Genomic DNA, 15,698 nt, shown 5'->3' with positions numbered 1-15,698 from the left:
ACTCGGCGCCGTCAGGCCGCTGTTCCGCGACGCGCGTCAGTAGCTCGACCGACGGGCGTCGTCGGTTCCGCGGAAGCGCGCGGCGAGGGACTCGGAGGCGCGGGCGAGGAGAGCCACGTCGGCACCGACGGCCACGAAGTCCGCGCCCGCCGCGAGGTACGCGTCGGCGGCGGAGGGGTCGAAGGCGTTCACGCCCACCGGCTTCCCTGCGCCCTTGACCGCGGCGAACACCGACTCGACGGCGGCGACCACGTCCGGATGCGTCTGCTGTCCGAGCAGGCCCATCGACGCGGACAGGTCGGAGGGGCCGACGAACACGGCGTCCACCCCGTCGACCGCGGCGATGTCGGCGGCGGCCTCGACCCCGGCGGCCGTCTCGATCTGCACGGTGAGCGACACGTGCTGCGCGGACTCCTGCAGGTAGCGGTCGACGCGGTTCCAGCGGGCGCTGCGGGCCAGGGCGCTGCCGACCCCGCGGACGCCCTCGGGGGGATAGCGGGTCGCGGCCACGGCGGCCCCGGCCTCGTCGGCGGACGACACCATGGGGACGATGAGGTTCTGCGCGCCGAGGTCGAGCACCTGCTTGATCGCGACCGCGTCGTTGAACGGCACCCGGACCAGCGGGGTGACCGGGTAGGCCGCGACCGCCTGCAGCTGCAGCAGCACGGACTCGAGCGTGTTGGCCGAGTGCTCCATGTCGATGAGCAGCCAGTCCAGTCCGGAGCCCGCGGCGACCTCGGCGAGCAGCGGGCTGCCGGAGCACACCCACATCCCCACGAAGGGGTGGTCGGACGCGGCGAGCTGCTCGCGGAAGGACGGATCTAGACGAAGCGGCATGTGATGGTCCCCATCGGTCCGTAGTCGCACAGCACCTCGTCGCCGCGCGACACCCACATCGGGCGTGTGAACGATCCTGCCAGGATGATCTCGCCCGCCTCCAGACGCGCGCCGTGCTGGTGGAACTTGTTCGCCAGCCACGCGACTCCCGTGGCGGGGTGACCGAGCACGCCGGCGGCGACGCCGGTCTCCTCGATCTCCCCGTTGCGGGAGAGGACGCCGGGAACCCACCGCAGGTCGATCTCGTCCGGGCGCTTGCGCACCGTCCCCAGCACCATCGCCCCGTAGGCGGCGTTGTCGCTGATGGTGTCGACGATCGTGCGGCCCTCGAGCTCGATGTGCGAGTTGAGCACCTCGAGGGCCGGCACGGCGTAGTCGATCGCGGCGAGGGCGTCCTCCAGCGTGCAGTCGGGGCCCTCCAGCGGTTCCTTGAGCACGAACGCGAGCTCGACCTCGATGCGGACGTTGGAGAAGTGATCCGTGGGGATCTCCGCGCCCGACTCGTACACGGTGTCGTCGAACATGACGCCGTAGTCGGGCTCGGTGATCCCCGTCGCCTGCTGCATGGCCTTCGAGGTCAGGCCGATCTTGCGCCCCACGAGCCGGCGGCCGGCCGCGACCTGCGAGTCCCGCCACACGCCCTGGATGGCGTAGGAGTCCTCCACGGTCGCCTCGGGGTACCGCGCCGTGATGCGTGGGATCACCCCGTGGGTGCGGTCGGCCTCGGCGAGCTCCGCCGCGATCTGCGCGATCGTCTCCTCAGACAGCATCCGTGACTCCTAGAGCTGGTGGCCGAGCTTGTACTCGCCCTGCTTGTACTCGGGCATCGACTTCTCGCCCTCGTCCGCGCGGGTGTAGGAGAAGCCGTCGGCGCCGATCGTCACGGCCATCTCGCTGGAGTCCGTGCGGGCGATCACCGGCTGCGGGTTGCCGTCGAGGTCGAGCACGAGCGAGGCGTCGGTGTACCAGGAGGGGACCACCGGGGTGCCCCACCAGTCACGGCGCTGGTTGTCGTGCACGTCCCAGGTGACGACCGGGTTGTCCGGGTCGCCGGTGTAGTAGTCCTGCGTGTAGATCTCGACGCGGTGCCCGTCGGGGTCGCGCAGGTAGAGGTAGAACGCGTTGGAGACGCCGTGCCGGCCGGGGCCGCGCTCGATGGCGTCGGAGCGGCGCAGCGCCCCGAGCTTGTCGCAGATCGCGAGGATGTTGTGCTTCTCGTGCGTCGCGAAGGCGACGTGGTGCATGCGCGGACCGTCGCCGCCGGTCGCTGCGGTGTCGTGCACGGTGGGCTTGCGACGCATCCAGGCGGCGTACACGGTGCCCTCGTCGTCCTGGATGTCCTCAGTCACGCGGAAGCCGAGGTCCTGGTAGTGGCGCACCGCGCGCGGCACGTCGGGGGTGACCTGGTTGAAGTGGTCGAGGCGCACGAGCTCACCCGGGGTGTGCAGGTCGTACCGCCAGGACAGGCGCTCGACGTGGTCGGTGGCGTAGAAGAACTCGTACGGGAAGCCGAGCGGGTCGACGACGCGCACGGAGTCGCCGATGCCCTTCACGAAGCCGTTCTCCTGACGCCGGACGTCGCAGCCGAGTTCGGTGTAGAACTCCACGGCGCGGTCGAGGTCCTCCGCCGAGCGCACCCGGTACGAGAACGCGGCGACCGCGGCGATCGGTCCCTTGCGCAGCACGAGGTTGTGGTGGATGAACTCCTCCGTGGAGCGCAGGTAGATCGCCTCGTCGTCCTCTTCCGTCACGTACAGGCCGAGGATGTCGACGTAGAACTGGCGGGAGGCGGCCAGATCCGTCACGACGATCTCCATGTAGGCGCAGCGCAGGATGTCCGGCGGGGTGCTCTTCGGCGTCGCGACGGGGTTGTCGGAGTGGATCGGAGCCTCCTGGCTCACGTAGTACCCCGAGGAGGTCAGGGTCATGTCTTCGCGGTGTGTCATGTCAGCGTCCTTGCTTGAGTTCCCGTCGCGATATGTCAGCCATTTCGGGCCGAAACAGCTGACATATCGCGACCGGAGCGGGTGGGTCAGGCCTTGCCGAAGGTCGGGTTGTGCGGGGTCGAGGCGAGCGTGATGTGCACGCTCTGCTGGTCGGTGTAGAAGTCGATGGAGCGGTAGCCGCCCTCGTGGCCGAGACCGGACGCCTTCACACCGCCGAACGGCGTGCGCAGGTCGCGGACGTTGTTGCTGTTCAGCCACACCATGCCGGCCTCGACGGACTGCGCGAAGTTGTGCGCGCGCTTGAGGTCGTTCGTCCAGATGTAGGCCGCGAGTCCGTACTTGGTGTTGTTCGCCAGGGCCAGTGCCTCGTCGTCGGAGTCGAACGGCGTGATCGCGACGACCGGGCCGAAGATCTCCTCCTGGAAGATCCGGGCGTCGGGGGAGACGTCGGCGAACACGGTCGGGGCGACGAAGTTCCCCTCCTCGAAGCCCTCGGGCCGACCGCCGCCGGCGACGAGGCGACCCTCGGTCTTGCCGATCTCGACGTAGCTCATGACCTTGTCGTAGTGCTCCGGGTGGACCAGGGCGCCGACCTCGGTCTCCGGGTCGTGCGGGTAGCCGACCTTGACGCGCTCGGCCTGCGCGGCGTACCGCTCCACGAACTCCTCGTAGATCGACCGCTCGACGAGGATGCGGGAGCCGGCGGTGCAGCGCTCGCCGTTGAGCGAGAAGACGCCGAAGATGGTGGCGTCGACGGCGGCTTCCAGGTCGGCATCGGCGAAGACGACGGCAGGGGACTTGCCGCCGAGCTCCATGGACAGGCCCTTGAGGAACGGAGCGGCGTTGCCGAAGATGATCTGGCCCGTGCGGCTCTCACCGGTGAACGAGATCAGCGGCACGTCGGGGTGCTTCACGAGCGCATCGCCGGCGTCTTCACCGAGGCCGTTGACGAGGTTGAAGACGCCCTTCGGGAGTCCAGCCTCCTCGAAGATGCCCGCCCACAGCGAGGCGGAGAGCGGTGTGAACTCGGCGGGCTTCAGCACGACCGTGTTGCCGGTCGCGAGCGCGGGGCCGAGCTTCCACGACTCCAGCATGAACGGCGTGTTCCACGGCGTGATGAGTCCCGCGACGCCGATCGGCTTGCGGTTGACGTAGTTCATCTGCTTGCCGGGCACCTTGAACGCGTCATCGGCCTGCGCGACGATCAGGTCGGCGAAGAAGCGGAAGTTCTCGGCGGCGCGACGGGCCTGACCGAGCGCCTGCGTGATGGGCAGACCGGAGTCGTAGGACTCGAGCTCCGCCAGACGCGCGTCACGGGATTCCACGATGTCGGCGATCCTGTGCAGCACCCGCGAGCGCTCGCGGGGGAGCATGCGCGGCCACGGGCCTTCGTCGAACGCGCGCTTCGCGGCGGCGACGGCCAGCTCGATGTCGGCCTTCTTGCCCGCGGATGCGGTGGTGTAGGTCTGGTTCGTCACGGGGTCGAACACGTCGAACGTGTCGCCGTCGATCGAGTCGACGAACGCGCCGTCGATGTAGTGCTGGATGTGGTCCGGCAGGTCGGCTGGGATGCGGGAGTCGGTCATGATGCTTCTCCTTCGGCGGGAACGGAACGGGTGTGCAGGGCGTCGAGGAACGCGTCCCTCGTGCGCCACCGGTGGTTGCGGGCGGCGAGCTCGATCTCCAGCGGCTCGGCGCCGTCGCGGATCAGCTCGAGGATCTGGGTGTGCTCGTCGACCGAGTGGTGAGCTCGTCCGGGCACGTAGGCGAACGTGGTGTCGCGGATGCCGGACAGTCGGGCCCAGCCGCGGTGCACGAGGTCGAGCAGGTGCGGGTTGGGGCACGGCTCGAACAGCACGGAGTGGAACTGGCGGTTCAGCTCGGTGAAGGTATGCGGGTCGAAGTGATCGAGGAGGCGGCTCATCCGGTCGTTGACCTCGGCGGCCTGTGCGAGCGCATCCGCATCGAGCAGCGGAGCGGACAGCGCGGTCGCCGCCCCCTCGACCAGCCCGAGCGTCTGCATCGTGTGCGCGTACTCTCCCTCATCGACGAGGGTCACGCGGGCGCCGACGTTGCGCTCGAAGGTCACGAGTCCCTCGGCCTCCAGTCGGCGGATGGCCTCGCGCACCGGGACGACGCTCATCCCGAGCTCCTCCGCGATCGGGCCGAGCACCAGGCGGTAGCCCGGGCCGTAGGCGTGCGCGGAGATGCGCGAGCGGATCCACGTGTACGCCTGCTCCGACTTGCTGGCGCTTTCGACCGTGCTCACTTCGTGTCCGTTCCGGTGCCCGTGGCCTGCTCGTAGCGGGCGCGCCACTCGGCATTCATGGGGAACAGGCCGTCGACGGGGTGCCCTGCGGCGACCTGCTCCGCGATCCAGGCGTCCTCGATCTCCTGGGCGACGGCGGCGGCGGCCACCTCCGCAGCGAGGGCTGGTGGGATCACGATGACGCCGTCGCTGTCGCCGACGATGATGTCTCCGGGCTGCACGGTGGCGCCGCCGCACGAGATCGTGACGTCGACGTCCCACGGCACGTGCTTGCGGCCGAGCACCGAGGGGTGCGCCCCCTGCGAGAAGACGGGCAGTCCGATCTCGGCGACCGCCTCGAAGTCGCGCACGCCGCCGTCGGTCACCACGCCGGCCGCGCCGCGGGTCTTCGCGCGCAGGGCGAGGATGTCGCCGAGCGTGCCGGTCGTGGCATCGCCGCGGGCCTCGATCACGATGACCTCGCCGTCGGCGACCGCGTCGAAGGCGCGCTTCTGGGCGTTGTAGCCGCCCCCGTGGCTGGCGAAGAGGTCCTCGCGGAAGGGGACGAAGCGCAGGGTCTTCGCGACGCCGACGATCTTCACGCCCGGCAGGTTCGCGGAGACGCCGTCGATGAAGCAGGAGTGGTGGCCGCGCTTGCGAAGCTGTGCGGAGAGCCCGGCCGTCGGCGCCTCGAGGAGCTGGGCACGCAGCTCGGGATCGATCGCGGGCACCGGCTCCTCGGCGGGAAGGCCCGTCTCCTCGCGGGAGCCCCAGGCCTCCGTGCGCTGCAGGTCGTCCACGGCGGGGAGAGACCCGATGGTGCCGTCGAAGGGCGTGTCGCCCTGGACGACGGTCGTGACCAGCCGTCCCGAGCTCGGCGCACCGGGGGCATCAGGCGCGTCCACCTCGACCTCGACCACGTCGCCGGGCACGATCACGGAGGAGCCGGCCGGGGTGCCGGTGAGGATGACGTCGCCGGGCTCGAGCGTGAAGTGCTGGGAGAGATCGGCCACGAGCTGTGCGAGCGGGAAGATGAGTCCCGCGGTCGTGTCGTCCTGGCGGAGGTCTCCGTTCACCCACGCGCGCACCCGGAGGGCGGCCGGATCGACCGAGCGGGCGTCGATGAGCTCAGGGCCGAGCGGGGTGTAGCCGTCGCCGCCCTTGGATCGGACGTTCGAGCCCTTGTCGTTCGCGCGCAGGTCGTACAGCCCCAGGTCGTTCGAGGCGGTGACCCAGCCCACGTGGGACCAGGCCTCCTCGAGCGGGACGCGACGAGCCGCGGTGCCGATGATGAGCGCGATCTCGCCCTCGAACGCGAGCAGCTCCGTGCCGGCCGGGCGCTCGACCGTGCCGCCGGAGACGCCGACGGAGCTCGCCGGCTTGAAGAAGTAGGAGGGGGCGGCGGGTCGCCTGCCGCGCTGATCCGCACGAGAGGCGTAGCTCAGGTGGATCGCGATGATCTTTCCGGGGCGGCTGATGGTGTCCGTCACGGGGCGCCTCCTCGCGCTCGACTGCGTTGTGCTTCGGACGCTTGTGCGTCGTATCCGAAATCATATATTATCGGGTCACCCCTCGGCAAGCACTTCGGATTCACGTCCGCGCACGCCGTGACAATGCGGTCACAACAAAAGGAGACACCCCATGAGCGGGCAGTCACAGGCTGGGTTCACGCCCACCGGAACCATCGCGACAGCGGCCGATCGGCGCCGCGTCGTCTTCGCCACGGTCGTCGGCACCACGGTCGAGTGGTACGACTTCTTCATCTACGCGACAGCGGTCGGACTCGTGTTCGGTCAGCTGTTCTTCGCGCCGCTCGGTGCCGACAGCGCGCTGATCGCCTTCGCGACGGTCGGCGTCAGCTTCCTGTTCCGTCCGCTCGGTGCGTTCCTGGCCGGTCACTTCGGAGACAAGCTCGGACGCAAGGCCGTGCTCATGTGGACGCTGATCCTGATGGGTGCGGCCACCGCACTGATCGGTCTGCTGCCCACCTACGAGACCATCGGCCTCACGGCCCCGATCCTGCTGGTGCTGCTCCGCATCATCCAGGGCATCTCGGCGGGCGGTGAGTGGGGCGGTGCGGTGCTGATGGCCGTCGAGCACGCCCCGCGCACGAAGCGCGGCATCTTCGGAGCGTCCCCCCAGATCGGCGTGCCGCTCGGACTCCTCCTGGCGTCCGGAGTCATGGCCGTCATGACCGCGATCGCCCCCGGCGACCAGTTCCTCACGTGGGGCTGGCGCGTGCCGTTCCTGCTGAGCGTCGTGCTGATCCTCGTCGGCTACTACGTCCGCCGCCGCGTCGAGGAGAGCCCGGTCTTCACCGAGCTCGCCGAGCGCAAGGAGAAGGCGAAGATGCCGATCGTGCAGCTGTTCCGCAAGCACCTGCTGCTCGTCATCATCGCGGCCCTCGTGTTCGCGGGCAACAACGCCGTGGGCTACATGACCACGGGCGGATACATCCAGGGCTACGCCACCGACCCGGAGGGGCCGATCGGGCTCGAGCGCGGTCCGGTGCTCTGGGCGGTCGCCGGCTCGGCCGTCACCTGGCTGCTCACGACACTGCTCGCCGGCTGGGTGTCCGACCGGATCGGCCGCCGCTCGACGTACATCATCGGCTGGGCGCTGCAGCTCATCGGCGTGTTCACGCTGTTCCCGCTCGTGAACACCGGTTCGATCGGCCTGCTGTTCGCCGGGCTCGCGATCCTCACGGTCGGACTGGGCTTCACCTACGGCCCGCAGGCGGCGCTGTACACGGAGCTGTTCCCGGCGAGCATCCGCTTCTCGGGTGTCTCGATCTCCTACGCGATCGGCGCCATCGCCGGCGGTGCCTTCGCGCCGACCATCGCCACGGCCATCGTGCGCGCGACCGGGTCGACGCAGGCCGTCACCTGGTACCTCGCAGGTATGACCGTGCTGGGCCTGATCGCGACGCTGCTGCTGCGCGACCGCTCGGGCATCCCGCTCGGTCCGGATCACGAGGAGGAGCAGTCCGTCAGCCCGATCCGCGGACTCGCGAAGGCCTGACGCACGCATCCTCCCCACGCTCCCGTCGCACTTCCTGTCGCCTGCGCCCGATCTTTTCCGACAGAGAGTGCGACGGGAGCGTGCTCTGTGCGGGAGCGGGTGCAAGGGGCGTGGAGGTGGTCAGCCGTCCAGGGCCTCGCGGATGACGGCGGCGGACTGCTGGAGCCGCGCGGCGATCGCGGCGTCATCCAGGTCTGTCGCGACGTGCACGACCGCGATCGCCGCGGGGCGCTGACCGCGCAGGACCAGGGGCACCGCGACCGACTGCACCGTCGGGATGACCTCGTCGTGGCTGGTGGCGAAGCCGCGGGCTCCGGTCGTGTCCACCTCGGCCGCGAGCGTGGCCGAGACCCCGGAGGGCCAATCCGCGGTCGGCACCTGCGCCAGGATCGCCTTGCCCGGCGCCCCCACGGTCACCGGATGCCGCGCCCCGGGGCGCTGGGCCACGCTGGCCACCGCGTGGCGGGGTTCGACGCTGGCCAGAGTGATGCACTCGGCGCCGTCGAGCACCGCGAGGAAGCACGTCATGCCGAGCTCGTTCGCGATCGCCGTGAGCTCGGGGAGGGCCTCGGCCTGCAGGTCGTGGGCCACCCCGGCGGCCAGCGCGGCCATGCGCGCGCCCAGGCTCACGGCTCCGGCGGCGTCGCGCGAGACGAGACCGTGGTCCTCCAGCGTCCGCAGCAGGCGATAGGCGATCGAGCGGTGCACGCCGAGGTGCGTCGCGAGTTCGTCGATCGACAGGGCTCCGTGCGCATCGGCGAGCACCTCGAGTATCCGGATGCCGCGGCTGAGCGTCTGCGAGGCGGGGGAGCTCGTCGCGCTGGTGTCGGGCATGGTCGTGCTCCTTGCGGTCGCGGACAGGGCGCATTAGTCTGTGTTCAATAGTAGAACAGTGTGTTCGAATATAGAACACGCGGTTTCAGGACGCAACACCCGACGAAGACGTCCGGAAGGAATCGACGACGATGCAGTTCCACCACCACGGCTATGTCTCCGCAGACCCCCGCGTGCAGGATGCGGCCGGTGTCGGCGTCGACCGGCCGACCGACCTCCCCGATGAGATCGACGTCCTCATCGTCGGCTCCGGTCCCGCCGGCATGCTGCTCGCCGCGCAGATGTCGCAGTACCCCGACATCGCCACCCGCATCATCGAGAAGCGCGAGGGCCGTCTCCCGCTCGGCCAGGCCGACGGCATCCAGCCGCGCAGCGTCGAGACGTTCCAGGCCTTCGGCTTCGCGGAGCGCATCATCGCGGAGGCGTACAACATCGGGTGGATGAACTTCTGGGGCCCGAACCCCGAGAATCCGCGCGAGATCGTGCGGACCACCCGGACCGCCGACTACGCGTACGACATCTGCGAGTTCCCGCACCTGATCGTGAACCAGGCGCGCGTGCTCGACTACTTCGCCGAGGCGGCGGCGCACGGACCCGGCCGCATCGTCCCGGACTACGGGGTCGAGTTCGCCGGGCTCACCGTGCACGCCGGCGGGGAGTACCCGGTCGAGGTGCGGATCCGCTACGTCGGGGGAGAGCGTGCCGGCGAGGAACGCACGATCCGGGCGAAGTTCGTCGTCGGCAGCGACGGCGCCCGCAGCGGTGTGCGTCAGGCGATCGGCCGCACGCATGTCGGGGCCTCCGCCGCACATGCCTGGGGCGTGATGGACGTCCTCGTGAACACGGACTTCCCGGACTGGCGCACCAAGTGCGCGATCAACTCCGAGGCCGGCAACATCCTGCACATCCCCCGCGAGGGCGGCTACCTCTCGCGCATGTACATCGACCTGGGCGAGGTCGCGGAGGACGATGACCACCGCGTGCGGCAGACGCCGATCGAGGAGATCATCCGCAGGGCGAACGAGATCCTGCACCCGTACACGCTCGACGTGAAGCAGGTCGCCTGGCACAGCGTGTACGAGGTGGGCCACCGCGTCACCGACGGGTTCGACGACGTGATCGACGACTCCGGCCGCACACCGCGCGTCTTCCTCACCGGTGATGCCTGCCACACGCACAGCGCCAAGGCCGGGCAGGGGATGAACGTCTCGATGCAGGACGGCTTCAACCTCGGCTGGAAGCTCGGGTCCGTGCTCACCGGCCGTGCCCCGGAGAGCCTGCTCGCCACGTACGGTGCCGAGCGCCGCCCCGTGGCCCAGCAGCTCATCGACTTCGACCGCGAGTGGTCGAGCCTGATGGCGCGCAAGCCCGAGGAGATCTCCGACCCCAACGAGCTCGCGACGTACTACCTCGCCACAGCCGAGTTCCCCTCCGGGTTCATGACGCAGTACACCGCCTCGATGATCACCGGAACCGACGCACACCAGGGGCTCGCCGCCGGTTTCCCGCTCGGCAAGCGGTTCAAGTCCGCCGAGGTCGTGCGGGTCGGCGACGGCAACGTCGTGCACCTCGGACACCACGCCAAGGCCGACGGGCGCTGGCGCGTCTACGCGTTCGGCGACCGCACCGGGGAGGCGCTCGCCGCCTGGGCGGCAGAGGCCGAGCCGGTGTTCGCCCGGTACACCCCGGCCGACGCCGATGCGGATGCGGTCTTCGACGTGAAGGCCGTGTACCAGCAGCCGTTCGAAGAGGTCGAGGTCACCTCGACGCCGGCGCTGTTCCAGCCGAGGACGGGACCGCTCGGACTCACGGACTGGGAGAAGGTCTACGCGGCCGGGCCCAGCAAGTGGTGCGACACGGACATCTTCGACGCGCGGGAGCTCTCCCGTGACGGGGTGGTCGTCGTGGTGCGGCCCGACCAGTACGTCGCGGCCGTCTTCCCGCTCGGTGCGAGCGCCGAGCTCGACGGCTTCCTGCGGGGGGCCTTCCTCCCGGCGCGCTGAGCCCTTCGACATGACAGCTGTCATGTCGAAGAGATGACACCGCCCTCCGGCCCCGTCGTCGCTGCAGGACGAGGCTGGAGGCATGAACGACTCCTCCATGGACGGTCCGGCGACGCAGACCGTCGCGCGACCGGCGCCCGCCTCCCCGACCGCTGAACCCGTGGTGCTCGAACTGAGCGCCGTGACCCGCCACTTCGGCTCCGGCGACCGCCGCGTGCAGGCCGTCGCCGGGGTCGACCTGTCCATCCGGCGCGGGGAGGTCGTGGCGCTGCTCGGTCCGAACGGCGCCGGCAAGACGACCACGCTCGACATGCTGCTCGGACTCACCGACCCCAGCTCGGGCACCGTCCGCGTTCTCGGGGGGACGCCGCAGCGGGCCACCGCGAGCGGCGCGATCGGCGCCGTGCTGCAGACGGGGGGACTGCTCGGAGACCTGACCGTGGGCGAGACGGTCCGGCTGATCGCCTCCCTCTACGGCGCGGAGGCGCTCGGACGGGTCGACGACGTCATGGTGCGGGCCGACCTGGGACGGCTCGCCCGGCGACGGGTGTCGAAGTGCTCCGGGGGTGAGCAGCAGCGGGTGAAGTTCGCGCTCGCGATGCTCTCCGACCCGGACATCCTCGTCCTCGACGAGCCCACGGCCGGCATGGACGTCACGGCGCGGCGGCGGTTCTGGGACGTGATGCGCGCGGACGCGGACGCCGGGCGCACCATCGTCTTCGCCACCCATTACCTCGAGGAGGCCGAGCAGTTCGCTCGTCGGACGGTGGTCATGCACCGGGGAGCGCTCGTCGCGGATGCTCCGACGGCGCTGCTGCGGGCGAGCCTGGGGGAGCGGACCGTCTCGGCCACCGTGGACACGGCCCCCGCCGATCTCGCCGGCAAGCTGCGAGCGACCGAAGGGGTCACCGCGGTGCGGGTCGACGGCGATCGTCTCAGCGTCCGCGCCACCGATTCCGACGCCGCCGCCCGCCTCCTCCTCGACAGCGGCGCCCACGATCTCGAGATCGCCGCTCCCACCCTCGAAACCGCCTTCACGGCCCTCACGGAGAACTGACATGCTCGTCTCGCCCACCATGCTGCGCATCGAAGGCGTCCGCCAGCTGCGCAACCCCTACACGCTCGCGTTCACCCTGGCGATGCCGGTCGCGATGTACCTGCTGTTCGGCGCGGGGATGGGCTACGGCTCGCTCTCCGCCGGCCACGGCAACGTGTCGTTCTACGTCATGACGTCGATGGCCGCATACGGCACGGCCGTCGCGATGAGCTCGCTGACCTCCCTCGCCGCGACCGAGGCCAAGCAGGGGTGGGGGCGCCAGCTGGCGATGACTCCGCTCACCACGGCGGGGTATGCGCTGACCAAGCTGCTCACTGCCGTGTCCTTCGCCGCGCTCGCCCTGGTCGCGGTGTTCGCGGCCGGGATGATGACCGGTGCTCAGGCCGAGGACGCCTGGCGGTGGGTCGCCACGGCGGGCATCGTGCTCGGGCTGGGGCTCATGTACGGCCTGTTCGGCCTGGGGGTCGGGCTCTTCTTCAGCTCGGATTCGGCAGCGGCACTGGCATCCATCTCGATGACCTTCTTCGCGTTCTTCGGGAACGTGTTCATGCCCCTGGACGGGGTGATGCTCGACATCGCCCGGTTCACGCCGCTGTACGGCTTCGTCTCCCTGAGTCGGTGGCCGCTCACCGACGGCGTGCTCACGACAGGGCAGACGGATGAGCTGTGGATGCTGCTGCTCAACGTCGTGGTCTGGCTCGCGGTGTTCGCGGCGCTCGTGGCGATGGGCGTGAAGCGCTCGCGCGCGCGCCAGTAGGCGACGCGGTGACGGTCGGCGACGACAGTAGGTTGGACGGATGACGCAGCACGCCACCCCCGGAGGGCCGGAGTCCGCTCGGCGATCCCGCGACGCGGCCGACCTCGCGGCCCTCGGTGCTCCTCCGGCGGCCTGGTCCGCACCGGGGGCGCGGGTGGCCGACGCGGCGACCGGCAAGGACCCCTGGGCGCGGTTCGGCTGGCTGATGGCCGTGATCTGGCTGGTGTTCCTGGTCTACCCGGTCCTCGCCCTGCTGCATTCCGAGGCTTCGCTGGCGTGGATCGTCGTCGGGTGGATCGCGCTGGTCGCGTTCATCGTGCTCTACGTCACGGGCTTCATGCACGGCATGCGCGGTGGCGGAGGCCTGGGGCGGCCCCCGTCGCTGCGGCAGTGGATCACCTTCGCCGCGCTCATCGGATGCGCTCTCGTCTCCGTGCCGGCCGAAGGCGGCTCCGCGCTGAGCTTCCTGCCCTTCATCATGTCGTTCGCGTCGTACGGCCTGACCCGGGTGTGGCACTGGATCACGACGGTCGCGGCCGTCGCCGTGACCGCCCTGTGCGTGTTCCTGCTTCCCGGCGGCATCGACTACCTGTCGATCCTCGCGATCGTCGCGCTGCTCGGAGTGGTGAACACGGTCTCGACCTGGCTGATCCTCCGCTCGGCGGAGGCGGAGCGGCTCGGTCTGGAGCTGGCGACGAGCGAGGGCCGCGAAGCCGTGGCGCGCGACGTGCACGACCTCATCGGCCATTCCCTCACGGTGGTCGGACTCAAAGCACAGCTGGCGCGGCGGCTCATGGACTCCGATCCGGAGCGGGCGAAGGTCGAGCTCGCCGACATCGAGCGGCTCACCGCGGAGGCGATCGCGGGCGTGCGCTCGACGGTCGCGGGGGCGCGGGCGACGACGCTGGTCGAACAGCTCGCCTCGGCGCAGGACGCCCTCCGCGCAGCCGACATCGAGATGCAGCTCGAGGGGGATCCGCGATCGCTGTCCCCGGTGCAGGCGCTCACCGCGAGCTGGATCCTGCGCGAGGCGACGACCAACACGCTCCGTCATGCCCGCGCCCGCACCGTCCGGGTGCGGGTCGCGCCGGGGCTGCTGGTCGTGGAAGACGACGGGATCGGGGTGCAGGCCGCCGAGGGCAACGGCATCCGCAGCATGCGCGAGCGCGCGGCCGCGGCCGGCGCGGGTTTCGCTCTCGGCCGTGTCGGCGCATCCGGCACGCGCGTGGAGGTGAGCTGGTGAGCGAGGCGAACGAGGACGCGGCGATCCGTCTGGTGATCGCGGATGACCAGGCCCTGGTGCGCGGCGCCCTCGGCGCGCTCCTGGACCTCGAGGCGGACCTCACGGTGGTCGGCATGGCCTCGGACGGCGCCGAGGCCGTTCGTCGCGCGGAGGAGCTGCAGCCGGACGTGTGCCTGATGGACATCCAGATGCCGGGCACGGACGGCATCGAGGCGACCCGCCGTATCCGAGCGGCGAGCCCGGGGACGCGAGTGCTGATCGTGACGACCTTCGCGCGCCCCGGGTACCTGCGGGCGGCTCTGGATGCCGGTGCCAGCGGTTTCCTCGTGAAGGACACCCCCGCCGAACAGCTCGCCGAGGCGGTGCGCCGCGTGCACGCGGGGCTGCGGGTGCTCGATCCGGTCCTCGCCGCCGACAGCCTGTTCGACGGCGCCAACCCGCTGAGCGACCGCGAACGGCAGGTGCTGCGCCTCGCGTCCGACGGGCGTCCGGCAGCCGCCATCGCGGCGGAGGTCTTCCTGTCCGCCGGGACCGTGCGCAACCATCTGTCCTCGGCGATCGGGAAGACCGGGGCGGCCAACCGCACCCAGGCCGTGCGGATCGCCCAGGACAAGGGCTGGATCTGACGACAGCAGGCTCGCGATGCCCGTGGAGCGGTGGCGGGGTGGCGCGACGTCGGTGGCCCCGCGTACGGTGGGCGCCGACGGGCGACGACGCCCGACAGGAGGAGTGCGTGATGGATTGGAAGATCGAGCTCATCTTCGTCCCGGTCACCGATGTCGACCGGTCGAAGGAGTTCTACGAGAAGATCGGCTTCAACGCGGACTGGGACCACACGCCCACCGAGGGCCTGCGGTTCGTGCAGATGACGCCACCGGGGTCGGCCTGTTCGATCGCGTTCGGCACGGGGCTGGGCATCGACCTCGAACCGGGTAAGCAGAACACGATCCAGGTCGTCGTGCCCGACGCGGACGAGGCTCTGGCGCATCTGCGTGGTCTGGGGGTGGAAGCGCGGGGCGTTCAGGAGCTGGACTGGGGGCGGTTCGTGTCGTTCGACGATCCGGACGGCAACTCCTGGACGCTGCAGCAGCTGCCGGACTACGGCGCGTAGCGGGCTCGCCCGCGTGCGGCGGGCGAGGCCAGGGACTCACTCGGCGTCGGCGACGACCTCGATCTTGAAGCCCGACGCGTTCTCGAGCCAACCGGCGTAGTGCTGGGGCCCGCCGGCGTGCGGGTAGCGGGCCACGTAGAGCGGTCTCCAGCCGTGGGCGGATGCGTCGGCCATGAGCGCGTCCACGGCGTCGCGCGCGCCGCCGTGGAAGGCGAGGTGGTTGAGGCCGGCGCGGCGGCGGTCGTGCGCGGGGTCGGACAGGTTCGGCGACGAGGTGAGGGTGAGGTAGGCGCCGCCCGCGGCCCAGGACTCCCCACCGGTCCATTCGTCGTCGAGCGAGAAGCCCAACCGGCCGAGCACCCACCGCCATCCGGCGCGCGTCGCGTCGAGGTCGGCGATCCAGAGTTCGACGTGATGGAAGCCAGGCATGATCCGAGTCTGCCAGGAGGGCACCGTGGTGCTGGCCTCAGGCCCGGATTCTCTCGGCTCTGTGTCGGGTGGAGCGCCGGGTGCTGGAAGGGGTGGCGGGCTGTGGGGTGCGCCATTGTCGGGTGGGGTCCCACCAGGCGGGGCCGCGGATGTGGGGGGTGCCGTGGTGCATGCGGATGTCCCATCCGCTGGTGGGGAGGGTGCGGTGGTGG

Annotated in this window: 15 protein-coding genes; 7 read left to right on the top strand and 8 right to left on the bottom strand. The window is 70.4% G+C overall.

Going from position 1 to position 15,698, the window contains the following annotated elements:
* Window positions 1–36: 36 nt before the first annotated feature.
* The 6 genes from F6A08_RS13855 to F6A08_RS13830 all read right to left on the bottom strand — a co-directional run bounded on the left by F6A08_RS13855 (window position 37) and on the right by F6A08_RS13830 (window position 6,521).
* Entirely contained in the window at window positions 37–837 is an 801-nt protein-coding gene (locus F6A08_RS13855; RefSeq protein WP_017204104.1) for an HpcH/HpaI aldolase family protein, read from the bottom strand.
* Window positions 822–1,607: a fumarylacetoacetate hydrolase family protein gene (locus tag F6A08_RS13850; protein WP_060922855.1), complete on the bottom strand. Its 786-nt coding sequence runs from the start codon at window positions 1,605–1,607 to the stop codon at window positions 822–824. The genes F6A08_RS13855 and F6A08_RS13850 overlap by 16 nt, the downstream gene beginning before the upstream one ends.
* Window positions 1,608–1,616: 9 nt before the next feature.
* A complete protein-coding gene (gene hpaD / locus F6A08_RS13845; protein WP_151459769.1) occupies window positions 1,617–2,783 on the bottom strand; it encodes a 3,4-dihydroxyphenylacetate 2,3-dioxygenase in 1,167 nt (388 codons plus the stop codon).
* 86 nt (window positions 2,784–2,869) lie between these two features.
* Window positions 2,870–4,369 carry a 5-carboxymethyl-2-hydroxymuconate semialdehyde dehydrogenase gene (gene hpaE, locus F6A08_RS13840; protein WP_151459768.1) on the bottom strand — a complete coding sequence of 500 codons (1,500 nt, stop codon included), beginning with the start codon at window positions 4,367–4,369 and terminating at the stop codon, window positions 2,870–2,872.
* Window positions 4,366–5,052, bottom strand: a complete 687-nt coding sequence (locus F6A08_RS13835; RefSeq protein ID WP_017204108.1) for a GntR family transcriptional regulator — start codon at window positions 5,050–5,052, stop codon at window positions 4,366–4,368. The genes hpaE and F6A08_RS13835 overlap by 4 nt, the downstream gene beginning before the upstream one ends.
* Window positions 5,049–6,521 carry a fumarylacetoacetate hydrolase family protein gene (locus tag F6A08_RS13830; protein WP_420846043.1) on the bottom strand — a complete coding sequence of 491 codons (1,473 nt, stop codon included), beginning with the start codon at window positions 6,519–6,521 and terminating at the stop codon, window positions 5,049–5,051. Before F6A08_RS13830 ends, F6A08_RS13835 begins: the two co-directional genes overlap by 4 nt.
* A 151-nt stretch (window positions 6,522–6,672) precedes the next feature.
* On the opposite strand from F6A08_RS13830, the gene F6A08_RS13825 reads away from it, so the two are divergent.
* The gene (locus F6A08_RS13825) at window positions 6,673–8,052 is read left to right on the top strand and encodes an MFS transporter (RefSeq protein WP_124895032.1); all 1,380 of its coding nucleotides are present in this window, start codon (window positions 6,673–6,675) and stop codon (window positions 8,050–8,052) included.
* Between the two features lie 120 nt (window positions 8,053–8,172).
* Here F6A08_RS13825 and F6A08_RS13820 read toward each other — a convergent pair whose 3' ends face one another.
* Window positions 8,173–8,886, bottom strand: a complete 714-nt coding sequence (locus F6A08_RS13820; RefSeq protein WP_151459766.1) for an IclR family transcriptional regulator — start codon at window positions 8,884–8,886, stop codon at window positions 8,173–8,175.
* Window positions 8,887–9,017: 131 nt separating this feature from the next.
* Between F6A08_RS13820 and F6A08_RS13815 the strand changes: the two genes are divergently transcribed.
* The 6 genes from F6A08_RS13815 to F6A08_RS13790 all read left to right on the top strand — a co-directional run bounded on the left by F6A08_RS13815 (window position 9,018) and on the right by F6A08_RS13790 (window position 15,057).
* Entirely contained in the window at window positions 9,018–10,889 is a 1,872-nt protein-coding gene (locus F6A08_RS13815) for an FAD-dependent monooxygenase (RefSeq protein ID WP_151459765.1), read from the top strand.
* A gap of 82 nt (window positions 10,890–10,971) precedes the next feature.
* The gene (locus tag F6A08_RS13810; protein ID WP_151459764.1) at window positions 10,972–11,946 is read left to right on the top strand and encodes an ABC transporter ATP-binding protein; all 975 of its coding nucleotides are present in this window, start codon (window positions 10,972–10,974) and stop codon (window positions 11,944–11,946) included.
* Between the two features lies 1 nt (window position 11,947).
* The gene (locus F6A08_RS13805) at window positions 11,948–12,703 is read left to right on the top strand and encodes an ABC transporter permease (protein ID WP_151459763.1); all 756 of its coding nucleotides are present in this window, start codon (window positions 11,948–11,950) and stop codon (window positions 12,701–12,703) included.
* Window positions 12,704–12,743: 40 nt separating this feature from the next.
* Window positions 12,744–13,946 carry a sensor histidine kinase gene (locus F6A08_RS13800; protein ID WP_151459762.1) on the top strand — a complete coding sequence of 401 codons (1,203 nt, stop codon included), beginning with the start codon at window positions 12,744–12,746 and terminating at the stop codon, window positions 13,944–13,946.
* Entirely contained in the window at window positions 13,943–14,572 is a 630-nt protein-coding gene (locus tag F6A08_RS13795) for a response regulator transcription factor (RefSeq protein WP_151459761.1), read from the top strand. The genes F6A08_RS13800 and F6A08_RS13795 overlap by 4 nt, the downstream gene beginning before the upstream one ends.
* 110 nt (window positions 14,573–14,682) lie before the next feature.
* Window positions 14,683–15,057 (top strand): VOC family protein, encoded by a 375-nt coding sequence (locus F6A08_RS13790; RefSeq protein WP_151459760.1) that lies wholly within the window; start codon window positions 14,683–14,685, stop codon window positions 15,055–15,057.
* 36 nt (window positions 15,058–15,093) lie between these two features.
* On the opposite strand, the gene F6A08_RS13785 is transcribed toward F6A08_RS13790, so the two are convergent.
* Window positions 15,094–15,486, bottom strand: a complete 393-nt coding sequence (locus F6A08_RS13785; protein ID WP_151459759.1) for a VOC family protein — start codon at window positions 15,484–15,486, stop codon at window positions 15,094–15,096.
* Between the last annotated feature and the right edge of the window lie 212 nt (window positions 15,487–15,698).

It is taken from the genome of Microbacterium algeriense, from assembly GCF_008868005.1.
Lineage (GTDB): Bacteria > Actinomycetota > Actinomycetes > Actinomycetales > Microbacteriaceae > Microbacterium > Microbacterium algeriense.
This window is presented reverse-complemented; position numbering and strand designations above follow the sequence as displayed.

Excerpts from the sequence above, each read along its gene's own strand:
- F6A08_RS13825 (WP_124895032.1), top strand. The coding sequence starts at position 6,673 with ATGAGCGGGCAGTCACAGGCTGGGTTCACGCCCACCGGAACCATCGCG.
- hpaD (WP_151459769.1), bottom strand. The coding sequence starts at position 2,783 with ATGACACACCGCGAAGACATGACCCTGACCTCCTCGGGGTACTACGTG.
- F6A08_RS13790 (WP_151459760.1), top strand. The coding sequence starts at position 14,683 with ATGGATTGGAAGATCGAGCTCATCTTCGTCCCGGTCACCGATGTCGAC.
- F6A08_RS13855 (WP_017204104.1), bottom strand. The coding sequence starts at position 837 with ATGCCGCTTCGTCTAGATCCGTCCTTCCGCGAGCAGCTCGCCGCGTCC.
- F6A08_RS13820 (WP_151459766.1), bottom strand. The coding sequence starts at position 8,886 with ATGCCCGACACCAGCGCGACGAGCTCCCCCGCCTCGCAGACGCTCAGC.
- F6A08_RS13800 (WP_151459762.1), top strand. The coding sequence starts at position 12,744 with ATGACGCAGCACGCCACCCCCGGAGGGCCGGAGTCCGCTCGGCGATCC.
- F6A08_RS13805 (WP_151459763.1), top strand. The coding sequence starts at position 11,948 with ATGCTCGTCTCGCCCACCATGCTGCGCATCGAAGGCGTCCGCCAGCTG.
- F6A08_RS13810 (WP_151459764.1), top strand. The coding sequence starts at position 10,972 with ATGAACGACTCCTCCATGGACGGTCCGGCGACGCAGACCGTCGCGCGA.
- F6A08_RS13785 (WP_151459759.1), bottom strand. The coding sequence starts at position 15,486 with ATGCCTGGCTTCCATCACGTCGAACTCTGGATCGCCGACCTCGACGCG.
- F6A08_RS13850 (WP_060922855.1), bottom strand. The coding sequence starts at position 1,607 with ATGCTGTCTGAGGAGACGATCGCGCAGATCGCGGCGGAGCTCGCCGAG.
- F6A08_RS13815 (WP_151459765.1), top strand. The coding sequence starts at position 9,018 with ATGCAGTTCCACCACCACGGCTATGTCTCCGCAGACCCCCGCGTGCAG.
- hpaE (WP_151459768.1), bottom strand. The coding sequence starts at position 4,369 with ATGACCGACTCCCGCATCCCAGCCGACCTGCCGGACCACATCCAGCAC.